This window comes from Frankia sp. AgB1.9, assembly GCF_016786355.1.
GTDB lineage: Bacteria > Actinomycetota > Actinomycetes > Frankiales > Frankiaceae > Pseudofrankia.
Genome location: NZ_JADWYX010000087.1, coordinates 7891 through 21210 on the forward strand (window position 1 = coordinate 7891; position 13320 = coordinate 21210).

General features: G+C 73.7%; 9 protein-coding genes. 2 read left to right on the forward strand and 7 right to left on the reverse strand.

Features of this window, described 5'->3' with window-relative positions; all coding sequences use genetic code 11:
* Positions 1-143: 143 nt before the first annotated feature.
* The 5 genes from I6A60_RS28400 to I6A60_RS28425 form a co-directional block, all read right to left on the reverse strand.
* Positions 144-695 (reverse strand): DoxX family protein, encoded by a 552-nt coding sequence (locus I6A60_RS28400; protein ID WP_013427859.1) that lies wholly within the window; start codon positions 693-695, stop codon positions 144-146.
* Positions 696-1044: 349 nt separating this feature from the next.
* Positions 1045-1743, reverse strand: coding sequence for a phosphoribosyltransferase (locus tag I6A60_RS28405; RefSeq protein WP_238436421.1), 699 nt, complete (start codon positions 1741-1743; stop codon positions 1045-1047).
* A gap of 83 nt (positions 1744-1826) precedes the next feature.
* Positions 1827-3026, reverse strand: coding sequence for a DUF3089 domain-containing protein (locus tag I6A60_RS28410; RefSeq protein WP_307873907.1), 1200 nt, complete (start codon positions 3024-3026; stop codon positions 1827-1829).
* Between the two features lie 432 nt (positions 3027-3458).
* Positions 3459-7139, reverse strand: a complete 3681-nt coding sequence (locus tag I6A60_RS28415) for a glycosyltransferase family 39 protein (RefSeq protein ID WP_374113453.1) — start codon at positions 7137-7139, stop codon at positions 3459-3461.
* Positions 7140-7462: 323 nt separating this feature from the next.
* Entirely contained in the window at positions 7463-8755 is a 1293-nt protein-coding gene (locus I6A60_RS28425; RefSeq protein WP_203042586.1) for an XdhC family protein, read from the reverse strand.
* Between the two features lie 196 nt (positions 8756-8951).
* On the opposite strand from I6A60_RS28425, the gene I6A60_RS28430 reads away from it, so the two are divergent.
* Entirely contained in the window at positions 8952-9626 is a 675-nt protein-coding gene (locus tag I6A60_RS28430) for an NTP transferase domain-containing protein (RefSeq protein WP_203021802.1), read from the forward strand.
* An 81-nt stretch (positions 9627-9707) separates the two neighbouring features.
* On the opposite strand, the gene I6A60_RS28435 is transcribed toward I6A60_RS28430, so the two are convergent.
* Both I6A60_RS28435 and I6A60_RS28440 read right to left on the reverse strand, forming a co-directional pair.
* Positions 9708-9956 carry a DUF6158 family protein gene (locus tag I6A60_RS28435; protein ID WP_203021801.1) on the reverse strand — a complete coding sequence of 83 codons (249 nt, stop codon included), beginning with the start codon at positions 9954-9956 and terminating at the stop codon, positions 9708-9710.
* Positions 9957-10054: 98 nt separating this feature from the next.
* Positions 10055-10312, reverse strand: a complete 258-nt coding sequence (locus I6A60_RS28440) for a hypothetical protein (protein WP_203021800.1) — start codon at positions 10310-10312, stop codon at positions 10055-10057.
* A 500-nt stretch (positions 10313-10812) separates the two neighbouring features.
* On the opposite strand from I6A60_RS28440, the gene I6A60_RS28445 reads away from it, so the two are divergent.
* The gene (locus I6A60_RS28445; RefSeq protein ID WP_203021799.1) at positions 10813-13176 is read left to right on the forward strand and encodes an Hsp70 family protein; all 2364 of its coding nucleotides are present in this window, start codon (positions 10813-10815) and stop codon (positions 13174-13176) included.
* Positions 13177-13320 lie beyond the last annotated feature (144 nt).

Here is a 13320-nt window from a genome sequence, read left to right on the forward strand (position 1 = left end):
CGCGGGGGGGGGGGGGGGGGGGGGGGGCGGCCGCCCCCCCCCCCCCCCAGGGCGGCGGCGCGCCCACGGCGTCCTCGTTCCCGCCCAGACCGCGCGGGACGCGGGACGCGGCCGGCTTCGACCGCGTCCCCGAGCTGTGGTGCCTAGGCGTCCTGCGTCGTGGCTTCCTGCGTGGCCGGGGTGGCCGGCTTCGGCGGCTCCGGGCGCCACGAGCTGCCCAGCAGAGCGGCCGAGCCGAGCACGCCCATGGCGACGGCGATCAGTCCGCCGAGCCAGCCATCCAGGTTGTCGTCGATCGTGGCCAGGTGGTCGATCGAGGCGTACCCCGGGCCGAAGGTCGCGATCGCCGCGCAGACAACCGCGATCATGAGCACGTACTCGTAGCCCTGGCCGGGCTTGAAGATGAAGAAGCCGTTCTTGCGGTGCGCCGTCATGCCGGCGACGATCATGATGCCGACGATCGCGCCCGCGCTGAACGGCGTCAGGAAGCCGGCGGCCAGGCCTGCGCCGGCGGCGAGCTCCATCAGACCGCTCGCCCAGGCGTGCACGATGCCCGGCTTGAGACCCATGCTCGCGAACCACCCCGCGGTACCGTTGATCCCACCCGGACCGAAGATGTGGTTGTAGCCGTGCGCGACGATCGTCAGACCCACGACGATCCGAAGCACCAGGTCCGCGGTGTCCGCTGCGGTCACGAGAACTCCCCTCTACTGCCATCCGCGCGTGAACGCGACACACGAGCCCATCTGCGGGGAATCTATAGTTTGTGGGCACTCACTCGCTCGTGGTACCGCCCGGGGTAACACTGCCGCGACAATTCGAGGCGCCCTGGTCACCGCCCGGTTCCGGCCCGTGAGCTGACGCCGCTCAGCGCAACCCCCGAGTCGGCGCAACCCCGTGAGCGCACCCGGCTCGGCGCAACCTGCGAGCGGCCCCGGCTCGGCTCACCTCGTGAGCACCCGGCTCGCGCCCCTCATGAGCACACCCGGCTCAGCGCCCCTCATGAGCACACCCGGCTCAGCGCCCCTCATGAGCACACCCGGCTCAGCGCACCGGTGGAGCCACTTGAAGCAAAGCATGAACCTCGTCGTCGGTGGGCGGGGCGAAGTCGCGGTAATACCCGCCGACGGCCATGAAGTCCGGCGGAGTCAGGGGGCACACCAGCTCGTCCACCTCGGCGCGCACCGCCAGCGCCCCGTCCGGAGACGCGACCGGCAGCGCCGCGATCACCCGCCGCGGACCGGCTCGCCGGACAGCCCGAGCGGCGACGACCATGGTCGCCCCCGTGGCAAGGCCGTCATCGACGAGCACGACCGTCCGCCCGGCGAGCGGCGGCGGCGCGCGGCCCTCCCGGTAGACGCGCTCGCGGCGCGCCAGCTCCGCCGCCTCCCGGACGGCGACCGCCTCGATCGCCTCAGCGGTCAGGCCGAGCCGCTCGACGGCCCGGGTGTTCAGCACCCGGACCCCGCCGGTCGCGATCGCGCCGAGGGCGAACTCCGGCTGCCCCGGCGCGCCCAGCTTGCGGACCCCGATGGCATCGAGCGTCGCGCCGAGCCGACGCGCGACCTCGGCCGCGACCGGGACTCCGCCCCTGGGCAGGCCCAGCACCGTCACCGGCCCCTCGTCGCCGGAGGCGCCCCGAAGCCCGGCGCCCCGGCGGGAGCCGGCCGTTCCGGCGATCACCTCGGCCACCAGGTCGCCGAGGATTCGCCCCGCCGCCCGCCGATCCGTGTAGCCGACCATGCGCACGGCGTACCCGGGGCTGGTCCGAGCACGCCCACCAACCCGGCCGCTGGCCGGTTCGATCTCCGCCGCGGCGCCGGCCATCAGCTTGGGCCAGTGGAGGCGCCGTGCGCGGCGAGGTAGGCCACCGACTGGCGGCTGGCGAGCTGGACCAGGTCACCGAGGGTGAGGTCGAACTCGTCGAAGTGCAGGCCCCAGGTCGGCAGCGTGTCGAGCGTGGGAAGGGCGCGCTGGTCGACGAACGCGGGCCGGACGGAGATGTCGAGCCAGGCCCTGTTCCCGGACTGCCGGCAGTTCGCGGACAGGAAGTCCGGATAGGTCACGAATCCGGTCGACGCGACCGGCAGGTCGGTGGACGACAGCCCCGGGAGCAGGTCACCGCCGTCCGGCGCCCCGTCCGGCAGCAGCCCGGCCGTCGGCAGGTAGGGCGCCAGGGTGGCCGCACCGCCGCCGAGGGCCGCCGGGTTGGTACAGAGCGTCTGCAGGTTCAGCGTGCCCGCCGGGGCGGCGACGCCGCGGGACGGCGCGTTCGGCTGGCCGAACCAGGCATCCGCCGGTGGCGCTCCCTCGTACGCCGAGTACGCCACGACGCAGCCGAACTCGTCATGACGCTGGCAGGCCGGGATCTGGGCGAGGTCACCGCCGACGAGCGAGCCGTGGCGGACCCGCACGTCGGCGCCGACCAGCAGCGCGGAGACGAGCAGCGCCCGCTGGCCCTCGTTCGGCTCGATCTCGTCATGCAGCAGGCGCAGCAGCATCTCCGCGCCCTGATCGTCGCCGATCAGCACCACCGGCCGGCCATGGTTGTCGTTCGCCAAATAGTCGTTCCACGCGGACTGGACGTCCCCGAAGGCGAGCTGGCGCGCGCTGTCGGACGGGCCGCCATGCTGCAGCCGGGAGACGACCGAGTACTGCTCGTAGACCGGGGCGAACACCCGGCAGTCGGCGCCGAACCGGGCCGCCTGCGCACGGACGACCGCGACCTCGGTGTCGGTCGCCTTCAACGGGGCATTGGCCAGCGCGACCTGCGAAACGGTCGGATAGACGTAGAAGCAGTCAACCGGCGGGTTCGTGGCGGCCTGGTAGGTATCCGTACCGGTCGGTCCGGCGGGACCGACGACGGTCGCGTCCAGGTTGGTCGCGCAGTTGTCGTCGATCGTCCCGGGTCGACAGACCCAGACCGTCGGGTGAGCGACGACGAGGCTCGCTCCCGTTGTCAGCGCACCCGGCGCCGTAGCCGGGCTGTGCGGCTGCCCGCACGCGGAACCCAGCAATACAGTCACGACCGCGAGCAGGCCGAAGCCTTCCCGTCGCCTCGATCGAGGACTCTGCGTCCTCGACGCCGTCAGGCCAACGGGAAAGGGCTCATCAGCCGGGCAACGGCGCATTGAGACCTCAGATCATCCGAGCATGCCGACGCGGACCCCCAACACGCCCACGGACCGTTTTTCCGACCGTGGCCGCCCGTCGATCACCGCGTTGCGGCACAGTATGCACCGTTACGCCCCCAGGCGCCCCCATGGGTATTGCGACAATCACGCCGGTACGTCCGCAGGCCTCCGGATTGACGTCTTTGCGCACGCCAACGGACCGCGACCCCGAAGCCGCCATCCGCCACGCCAAGATCGCCGTCTTGGCCCCCGGGTGGTTGTGGTCGGGGGCGATCCACAACCACCCGAGGGCGAAAACGGCGATCTTGGCGTGGCGGGGTGAGGTTAGGCGGCGGCGCCGGGCTTTGTGGGCTTGGTGAGGTCGTAGAGGGTCTGGCCGCCGATGGTGACGGCGGTGAAGTTCTGCTGCACCCAGGACGAGATCTCGCTGTCGGAGCCACCCCCGCCGCGCAGGCCACCGCCACCGAAGCCGCCACCGCCCAGGAAGTAGTGGATCTTCTTGGTGGCGACGTCCCGTTGGAACTCGGCGAGGGTGATCGCCGGATCTCCGCCGGAGAAGCCACCGATGGCCATGACCGGCTTGCCGCCGGTCGCGAGCTCCAGGGTGGCCGCAGACTGGGAGTTGGCCACCGCGGCGACCCAGCGGTACCCCGTGGCGCCTTCGGTGAGCAGGGTCGTGACCGCCGCGTTCGACGAACCGCCCTCCGGCCCGCCGAAGCCACCGCCGAACGACCCGCCGTTCGGGCGGGCGACACCACCGGGAAGGCCGCCGCCCGGATTCGAGCCACCACCCTGGGCTGAGCCGCGACCCTGATTCGCGCCGCCACCCTGATTCGCGCCGCCGCCTGGGAGCGCGCCGCCGGGAGCCTGCCCGCCGAAGCCACCGGGGAAGCCGCCCTGGCCGAAGCCCTGACCGCCGAACCGGTTCTCGTCGCGGCCGGTGCCGCCGGTCGCCCCGCCCGCCGCCCGGGCGCCGATCGCGAACGGCGCCCCACCACCACGGTTGCCGGGCCCGGCCAGCGGGGTCGCGCCCGTGTGCGCCGTCCCAGCCGTATCCAGGGCATACGCGGTCGGTCCGGCGAGCAGGCTGACCCCCGCCAGCGCCGCGATCCCGACGGTCGCGGCCGAGGTCCGCCCCCGCGTGGCGAACTTGTCCAGCGCCGGCAGCGAGCCACCTCGCGCCGGGCGCCGAGGGCTGCCCGAATCGTCCAGCGCCGACGACGAGCCGTCGGCCGGCGCCGGGTCCGGCACGTCAACGTCCGCGGCGGCCGGGCGGCCAGCGGCGACCAGCGTCAACACCGCCGCGAGCACCCCCGCGACCAGCACCGGCACGCGCAGCCAGCTCTCCCAGTCGATCCGGCCGAGCAGCCGGTAGGCCCACCAGCCGCTCACCCCGAAGCTGGCCGCCAGGAAGAGCCGGGAGATCAGATCTTCCCGGTCCCGCCACATGACGAGGGCCCCGATCGCGACCGTCGCGCCGACCGACGGCGCGAGCGCGATCGAGTAGTACTCGTGGATCGTCCCCTTCATGTAGCTGAACACCAGTCCTGAGCCGACGAGCCAGCCGCCCCACAGCACCAGCCCGGCCCGGGCCAGGTCGGTCCGGGCCGCGCGGCGGGTCGCCCACAGGCCGCCGACCAGCAGGATCAGCGCGGCCGGCAGCAGCCAGGAGATCTGGGCGCCGAAGTTCTGGGAGAACAGCCGGCCGATGCCGGCCGAGCCGCCAAACCCACCGAAGCCGCCACCACCGCGGCCGGCGGCTCCGTTGCCGCCGGGGAATCCGGGGAGGTCCCCCGTCGCGGCGCGGCGGGTCACCGCGTCGCGCAGCGCACTGGTCGCGGCGCCGCCGCGGGGCGCGCCGCCCCGGTTCCCGTCGCCGCCGAAGATCCGGCCGAAGCCGTTGTAGCCGAAGGCGAGGCCGAGCTCGCTGTCGTTCTGCGAGCCGCCGACGAACGGCCGGGACCCCGAAGGCCACAGCTCGACGGCGGCCACCCACCAGCCGGCGCCGACCACGACGCCGAGCCCGCCCAGCAGCACGTGCCCGACCCGGCGCAGGAACGCCGGCGGCGCCGCGACCAGGTACACGAGCGTGAACGCCGGAAGCACGAGGAAGGCCTGCAACATCTTGGTCAGGAACCCGAACCCGATGGCGACGCCGGCCAGCAGGATCCACCGCCACGAACCCCGCTCGACGGCCCTGGTGACGCAGTAGCCGCCGACCACCATGGTCAGGACGAGCAGCGCGTCCGGGTTGTTGAACCGGAACATCAGCGCCGCGACCGGGGTCAGCGCGCAGAGCAGCCCGGCGAGCAGGCCGGCACGCGGGCCGGCCACCCGGCGCACCGCGGCGAACAGCACCCCGACGCTCGCGACCCCGCACAGCGCGTCCGGCACGAGCATGCTCCAGCTGGAGAAGCCGAAGATCCGCCCGGACAGCGCCATCAGCCACAGCGAAGCCGGCGGCTTGTCGACGGTGATGTAGTTCGACGAGTCCAGCGAGCCGAAGAACATCGCCTTCCAGCTCAACGTCCCGGCCTGTACGGCGGCGGCGTAGAAGGTGTTGCCGTAGCCGGACGCGCCGAGGTCCCACAGGTAGAGGACGGCCGTCGCGGCGAGCAGCACGAGCAGCGCCGGCTGGACCCAGCGAGGATCGCCCGGCCGCCCGCGCACGAGCTGGACGGGCCAGTTTCGCCAGCCGGTAGGCCCTGATCCAGGCGGCGGGGCCGTCGTGGCATCGGCGGCGAGCACCGGTTCCACGGGCGCGAGCACACCGGAGGCGGTGGGCACGGGCACCAGCTCGGCCGCCTCCGCCGCGGCCCGGCCGTCTCCGACGGGCTGCGACGGGATCGCCGGGACGGCCTGGACGGCCTGAGCCGCCTGATCGGCGTCCGCCGGGTCGGGGCGGTCGCCGCTGTCGGCGGCAGGGACGGTGGTCATGGGTCGATCTCCAGTGATCGAAGGCGAAGAGGCGGGAACGGCGCCGTCATCGGCGCCGCGCGTCCGGCCTGGCAGCGGCGGTCGCGCGAACTCGGCGCGCAGCACCCGCACCGGCAGCCGGCGGGTCAGCAGGCCCCGGGCCACCCGGACGATCCCGCGCAGGTCGGCGAGGGCGGTGGGGACGATGGCCACCCGGCTGTCCGGGTCGTCCACCCAGTCGACCGGAACCTCGTGGATCCGCAGCCTGGACCGTTCGGCCAGCACGAGCAGCTCGGTATCGAAGAACCAGGCGGTGTCCTCGACGTACGGGAGCAGCCGGCGCGCCACGTCGGCGCGGACCGCCTTGAACCCGCACTGGGCGTCCGAGAAGCGTGTCCGCAGCGTGACGCGAAGCAACAGGTTGTAGCACCGGGAGATCAGCTCACGCTTGGGCCCGCGCACCACCCGGGCCCCCGGCGCGAGCCGGGAGCCGATGGCGACGTCCGAATGCCCGGAGATCAGCGGCGCGACCAGCGGCAGCAGCGCGCCCAGGTCGGTGGAGAGGTCGACGTCCATGTACGCGACGACGGTCGCGCGGCTGGTGGACCAGGCCGCCCGCAGCGCCCGGCCGCGGCCCTTCGCCGGCAGCCGGGTGGCGCCGACGCCGGGCAGCCGGGCGGCGAGCTCCTCGGCGAGCGCCCAGGTCCGGTCGGTGCTGGCGTTGTCGACGATCGTGATCTGAAAGCTGAAGGGGAAGCCGTCGAGCAGGAACGCGTGCAGCCGTCGCACGCTCGGGCCGACGTCGGCCTCCTCGTTGTGGACCGGGATGACGATCTCGACCGCCGGGCGGTCACCCAGCCGGGCAGTCACCAGTTGGGGTTCGACCGGCCGGGGCTCGACCGGCTGGGGCTCGACCGGTTTGAGCCTGGTCGGCTGGGCCGGCGCGGGCTCCAGCGGGCCGGGCGCCCGTGCCGGTGCCGACGATGCCGCCGAGGGGAGAGCGGCGGACGTCGGCACCGGCGTCCCGGGGACGACCGGCAGGGGCCAGGCCGGCACTGGGATGGGGACGACGCCCGGGGTGCCTGACACGCGTGGCGCCACCCCCGGCCGCCGTTCCCATCCCATGCTCGACAGCTTGACCGCGCCGGTTAGGACGAGCCTTGCCGCAGGCTTGGAATCTCCTGAAGTCCAGCTATCACAGAGCGTCCATCAATGGCATAGCCGCGCTTTTCCGACTACGACACCGGTGTAAAAGAAAATTGACCGGACAACGCCGGCGGCCACCCGGCGGATCCGAACAGCCCGAGCGGATCTGGGCCGGAGGCCCGGACCGGCCGAAGCCGCTCCCGCGCTGGTGACGCCGCCCGTCTGTACGGCTCGGCCGAAATCAACCGAGTACGTCCGACCAGACGTCAGAACAAGGCCCCCGCCGGCACGCCGGATGGCTCGTGAATGCGACCGGACGTGACCGCCAGCGGCGCCCCGGTGCCACCCCACCGTGCCTGGACGATCTCGGCGGCGATCGCCACCGCCGTCTCCTCCGGGGTGCGCCCGCCGAGGTCGAGCCCGATTGGCGAGCGCAGCCGGGCCAGCTCGGCCTCGGTGAGGCCATCCGCGCGCAGTCGCTCCAGCCGGTCGGCGTGGGTGCGCCGCGAGCCCATCGCGCCCACGTAGGCCGCGGGCGACCGCAGCGCCACCCGCAGCAGCGGGAGGTCGAACTTCGAGTCGTGGGTCAGCACGCAGATCACCGTACGAGCGTCGATCGCGACCCGTTCCAGGTACCGGGACGGCCATTCGCAGACCACCTCATCGGCGTCCGGGAACCGCCTGGCGGTCGCGAAGACCGGCCGCGCGTCACAGACCGTCACCCGGTAGCCCAGGAACCGGCCGATCGAGACGACGGCTGCCGCGTAGTCGATGGCGCCGAACACGAGCATCCGTGGCGGCGGCGCGAACGCCTGCACGAAGACCGTGACGGCGTCGGCGGGCAGCCCCGCCACGTCCGACAGGCCGTCGGCCGCCCGGCCCGACCACGCCTGAGCGGGCTGGGAAGCCGGGGCGCGGCTGCTGGAGGGGCCATCCCCCAGCCCGTCCCGGTTGGCCGCGTCGACCGGCGAACGTTCGCCGCGGGGGCCGTAGTGGCGGACGCCCGTGCGACCGGCCGCGAGCATGCCCCTGGCGTCGTCGATGACGGCGTGGTCGAGGCCGGGCGACCCCAGCGTGCCGACCACCCGGTCCGCCCAGACGGCGAGCTGTCGGCCGAGACCGCCGGGCCCGCCTGTCGGGCCGCCCTGGCCTCGACCGGGACCGGCATCGGAAGCAGGGCCGGCCAGGATGGTGACGAGGGCGACCGGGACGTCGGCCGCGAGGGAGTCCAGCGTCTCGAACATCGGCTCGCTGGTCGGCGCGACGAGGATGTCGATGATCCCGCCGCAGGTCAGGCCGACGGCGAACGCGTCGTCGTCCGAGATCCCATAGGTCGTCAGCACCGGTACACCGGTCGCGAGCACCTCGGTCGCGACGTCGTAGACGGCACCCTCGACGCATCCGCCGGACACGCTGCCCAGCGCTTCGCCGGTCGCGTCGACGGCCATCACCGCGCCCGGCTGCCGCGGCGCGCTCCCGCGTACCCCGACCACGGTCGCGACGGCGAACGGGGTCCCGGAGCGCCGCCATCCGCACAGTTGCTCGGTCAGCTCACGCATCGCGCGCCACCCCTTGTCGTTCGCCCCCGCCCGGCCCCGGAAGCCAGGCGCCCAGGCCCACGCCATTGGCCCGTATGTCCAGATTCGCGCGGCGGGCCGCCAGGTGCACGGTCTTGGTCGCTACCGGCCCGGGAACAGGCCTGCCCGCAGCGACCGCGGCGGCGTGATGAGACCCGTTCCAGGATAGAAACGATGCGTGGAGGTCGCTGGGCTGCTGCTGGCCGCGGGCGCCGGGCGACGCCTCGGCACGCCGAAGGCGCTGGTCGACTGGGACGGCGCTCCGCTCGTCGTGCGCGGGCTGCGGCTGCTCGACGCGGCCGGGTGCTCCCCGCTGCTGGTCACCGTCGGCGCCGCCGCCGACCAGGTCGTCGACGTCGTCCGGCCGGCCGAACCCAGGGGTGGCGTCAAGATCGTCCGGGTCGAGGGCTGGGCCGAGGGGATGGGCGCCTCGCTGCGCGCGGGCCTCGCCGCGCTCGCGGCCACCGCCGCCGAGGCCGTCGTGGTGGCCCTCGTCGACCAGCCATTCGTCGAGCCGGACCTGATCAGACGGCTGATCGCCACCGCCGCGGGGCCGGCGTCCGCGGCAGCGGCCCAGGCAGCCGGCACAGCGGCCCCGGCGGCCGTCGTCGCCGGCTTCGATGGCAAACCGCGCAACCCGGTACTGCTGCGCAGAGCGATCTGGCCGAACGTCGCCCGCCTGGCCCAGAGGGACGTCGGCGCCCGGGCCTGGCTGCGCGCCCACCCCGACCACGTCACCGTGGTGCCCTGCGACGATCTGGGCACGCCCGACGACATCGACACCCCGGCTGACCTCGCACGCCTCGTCAGGCCTCCGGAGACGGGCTCCCGGCACTCGGTTGCCCCGGAGTAGTGCGCGTCGCCGCTGAGCCGCGGCACAAGCGGCTGTAGGACGGGGCAGGGCCTGGCAGGAGTGCCGTGGGGCGGACGCGGGTCAGCCAGCCAGGCCGGCGGCTCGTCGCCGGCCAGCGCGGGTGCGCTGGGGGTCGGGGCTGACCGCGTCCGGGAACCTGCGCAGGTACTCCCGTTCTAGCTCCAGCATCCGGCGGGTGTGGGTCTCGAAGGCGTCTTCGCTGCCCTCAAGGAAGGTCGCGTGCCGGGTCCGGTGCAGTTGACGCACCTCTCGAACGAGAGCGGCGTCGGACAGGTCACGGCCGGGGATGCCGTCGGGACGGTGGCTCATGTCGACGCTCTACCCAGCCCCCTGAGCCACGAACCGGACCTGCTGCTCACGCACAGGACAACTTCTGACACTCAAAGTGACTGCAGCGCGGGCGGCCGTCAGAGTGGCTCCGGGGCCGGGATCGGTGGCATCGGGATGTCGGGACCGGGCACGGGAGCGGGGTACGGGTCGGGCACCGGGCTCGGCGGGACCGGATCGGGCACCGGGGCCGGCGGGGTGGGATCGGGGTCCGGCCCCGGCGGCACCGGGTCCGGCGGCGACAGCGGGTCTCCCGGGCGCGGGCCGGGGCCGGGCGGCGGCAGCACAGCGTGGTCGCCGGCGTACGCCAGGCGCTGGGCGAGCATGGTGGAGCTCATAGCGGCCTCCTTCATGGCACCTTCCCAGCGTGCACCGGTCCCGCCGGTCCCCAAACCTCCGCGGGGAAAGCGCGGGAAGTCGCCGAAACCGGCGAACCGGCCGAAACCCGGAGCGATCGCCGCACCGCCGTCGGCCCGACCCCGGGCCACGACGTCGGCCCCAGGCGATGTTGGCGGACGACCGGCGCCCGTGGCGGGCACGTAGGGCCTCTGTACCCGCGCGAAGAGGGCAACGACGTGCTCGGCTAGGATCGGTCGGACAAGTCGACCTCCAGGCGACGATGCCGGCCGACGACAGGCAATCCAGCACAGCCAACCCAGTGCGGATGGTGGGCCGGCCTTGGGCCGAGCTTGGGCCAACCGAAGGGGTTGGGGAGGGCAGACAGCAGCCCGACGCGGCTGACCGGCCGATAGCGGACGGCAGTCACGACGGACTGGCAGAGGTTCGTTCACCGGCGGCTCGTACGCGAGGCCCGGCGACAAAGACGACGGAGGGCGCGGTGGCTGAGCCGATCCTCGCGATCGACTACGGCACCTTCCGGGCGTCCGCGGCGTACGTGGCCGACGGCCAGGTGGAGCTCGTCCGCGAGACCGCCAGTGGCGCGGTTTCGTGGCCGTCGTCGGTGTTCGCGGACGGGGACACTCTGATCGTCGGGACGCTGGCGGAACGCCGCAAGCGGATCTGGCCCGCCGCCTATCGCGGCGAGATCAAGCGTGACCTGCGCCGCGAGTCGCCGGTCACGCTCGACGGGCGGACCTATCCGCCGGCCCGGCTGGTCACGGCCACGATGGCCGCCCTCAAGGCCGAGGCCGAGGCCCAGTTCGGCGACTCCCTGCCGCGTGCCGTCGTCACCATCCCCGCGGTCTACGACCCGTCCGGCCCGCTGCGCCGGCTCATGCTCACCGCGGCCGAGGCGGCCGGGTTCGTCGACGTCGACCTGCTCGCCGAGCCGGTCGCCGCGGCCTGGGCGCCGCTGGGCGCGCACCGCCCGCGCCCCGGTGACCTCGTGCTCGTCTACGACCTCGGCGGCGGCACCTTCGACGCGGCCCTGATCGCCGTCGGCTCCGGCGGCCGGCATGAGGTGATCGGCCACTCGTCACTGCACGACTGCGGCGGCCGCGACCTCGACCAGCTGCTGTTCGACGAGATCCTCAGCCAGCACGGCCGCAGCCTGGAGCCGCTGCTCAACCCGACCGGCAGCGGCGAGGTCTTCCAGACCGCCGCCCGCCGGACCCGGCTCGAGCTGGCCGACTTCGCCCGGACGCTCAAGCACCAGCTCACCGACGTCCCGCTGGTCGAGGACGTGTTCGGCCCGGCCGGCCTGCTCGTCGGCATCGACCGGGAGCGGTTCGTCCAGCTCGCCTCTCCGACGCTGGCCCGCACGATGGCCTGCTGCCAGCACCTGCTCGACGCCGCCGACATCCCGGCGGAGAAGCTCGGCGGGGTACTGCTCGTCGGCGGTGGCTCGCGGATGCCGGTCGTCCAGGACATCCTCACCGGCAAGCTGGGGGTGGCGACCGACTGGCCCGGCCAGCAGCTGTTCGTCCCGCCGGAGCCGGAGCTCGCCGTCGTCCGCGGCGCGGCGGCCTGGGCCGCCTCGGTCTCCACCAGGCGCACCGTCGCCGCCCGGCCGAGCCCGGTCGTGCAGCCGGCCCGCTGGGAGATCCCCGGCGGCACGGCGACCATGGTCCGGTGGCTCACCGAACCGGGCGCCCGGTTCGAGGCCGGCTCGGTGCTCGCCCGGGTCCGGCTGTCCGACGGCTCGCTGTTCGACCTGGCCGCCGAGGCCTCCGGCAGCCTGCTGCACACCCACGCCAAACCGGGCACGTCGATCACGGAGCACGACTGGATCGCCACCACGCTGCCGACGTCCCCGGCGCCGCTCGGCCAGCGGGCCGGCAACGGCGCGGCCGGGGGCAGCGCCGACCTGCGCGGCGGCGGCATGGAACGGTCGGCCCGGCCGGCCCACCACGTCGACGTCTCGCTGCGCGCGACGCTGACCGGCCATGACCGCGACGTGACCAGCTGCGCCTTCTCCCCCGACGGCCGCCTGCTGGCCACCACGAGCAAGGACGGCATCCAGCTCTGGGACGTCGCCACCGGCAGGGTCGAGGGTGAGCTGTCCGGCCCCGGGCGCAAGGGCTCCGTGCCGAACAGCTGCACCTTCTCGCCGGACGGCAAGCTGCTCGCCATCACCGGCAGCGACAAGACGACGCGGCTGTTCGACATGGCGACCCGGGCGGAGACGACGGTCTTCTCCGGACACAAGGGCCCCGTCTACGGCGTCGCGTTCTCCCCCGACGGCACGCTGATCGCGACGACCAGCACCGACCGGACGGTCAAGCTGTGGGGCGTCTCGACGGGCAAGCAGATCGCCACCCTCTCCGGCGAGCACCGAGGCTCGGTCTACGGCTGCGCCTTCTCCCCGGACGGGCGGCTGCTGGTCTCGGCCGGCGCCGACTCGATCCTGCTGTGGGACGTGGCGATCGGCGAAAGCATCATGAAGGTCCCCGGCCACACGAACTTCGCGAACGGCTGCGCCTTCTCGCCCGACGGGCTGCTGCTGGCGACGACCGCCAACGACGGCACCCGGGTCACCGACGTCCCGACCGGCACGACGACGATGACGCTCGGCGGGTCGGCGCAGAGCTGCGCCTTCTCCCCCGACGGCCAGCTGCTGGCGACGGCGAGCACCGACGACGTGGCCCGGCTCTGGGACGTCTCCACGGGAGTCGAGGTCGCCACCCTCTCCGGCCACAGCAGCACCGTCATGAGCTGCGCGTTCGCGCCCTACGGCCTGCTCCTGGCCACCACCAGTACCGACACGACCGCCCGCCTCTGGGAGATCATCTACACCCGTTGACCCTAACGGTTGACCGGTACGGGCGGATGTCTGATCGTTGACGGGCCGATGCCCCTGTTCTGGCGCGCTGATGGCCGGGGCGTGGCCGATTGGCGGTCCCGGGCGCGTGGCCGGGTGGTGAGTCGTCGCACGTTGGCCTGGTCC

What these genes read in the sequence shown, in the direction of transcription:
- I6A60_RS28405 (WP_238436421.1), bottom strand. Translation starts at nt 1,743, where the DNA reads ATGGTCGGCTACACGGATCGGCGGGCGGCGGGGCGAATCCTCGGCGAC.
- I6A60_RS28425 (WP_203042586.1), bottom strand. Translation starts at nt 8,755, where the DNA reads ATGCGTGAGCTGACCGAGCAACTGTGCGGATGGCGGCGCTCCGGGACC.
- I6A60_RS28435 (WP_203021801.1), bottom strand. Translation starts at nt 9,956, where the DNA reads ATGAGCCACCGTCCCGACGGCATCCCCGGCCGTGACCTGTCCGACGCC.
- I6A60_RS28440 (WP_203021800.1), bottom strand. Translation starts at nt 10,312, where the DNA reads ATGAGCTCCACCATGCTCGCCCAGCGCCTGGCGTACGCCGGCGACCAC.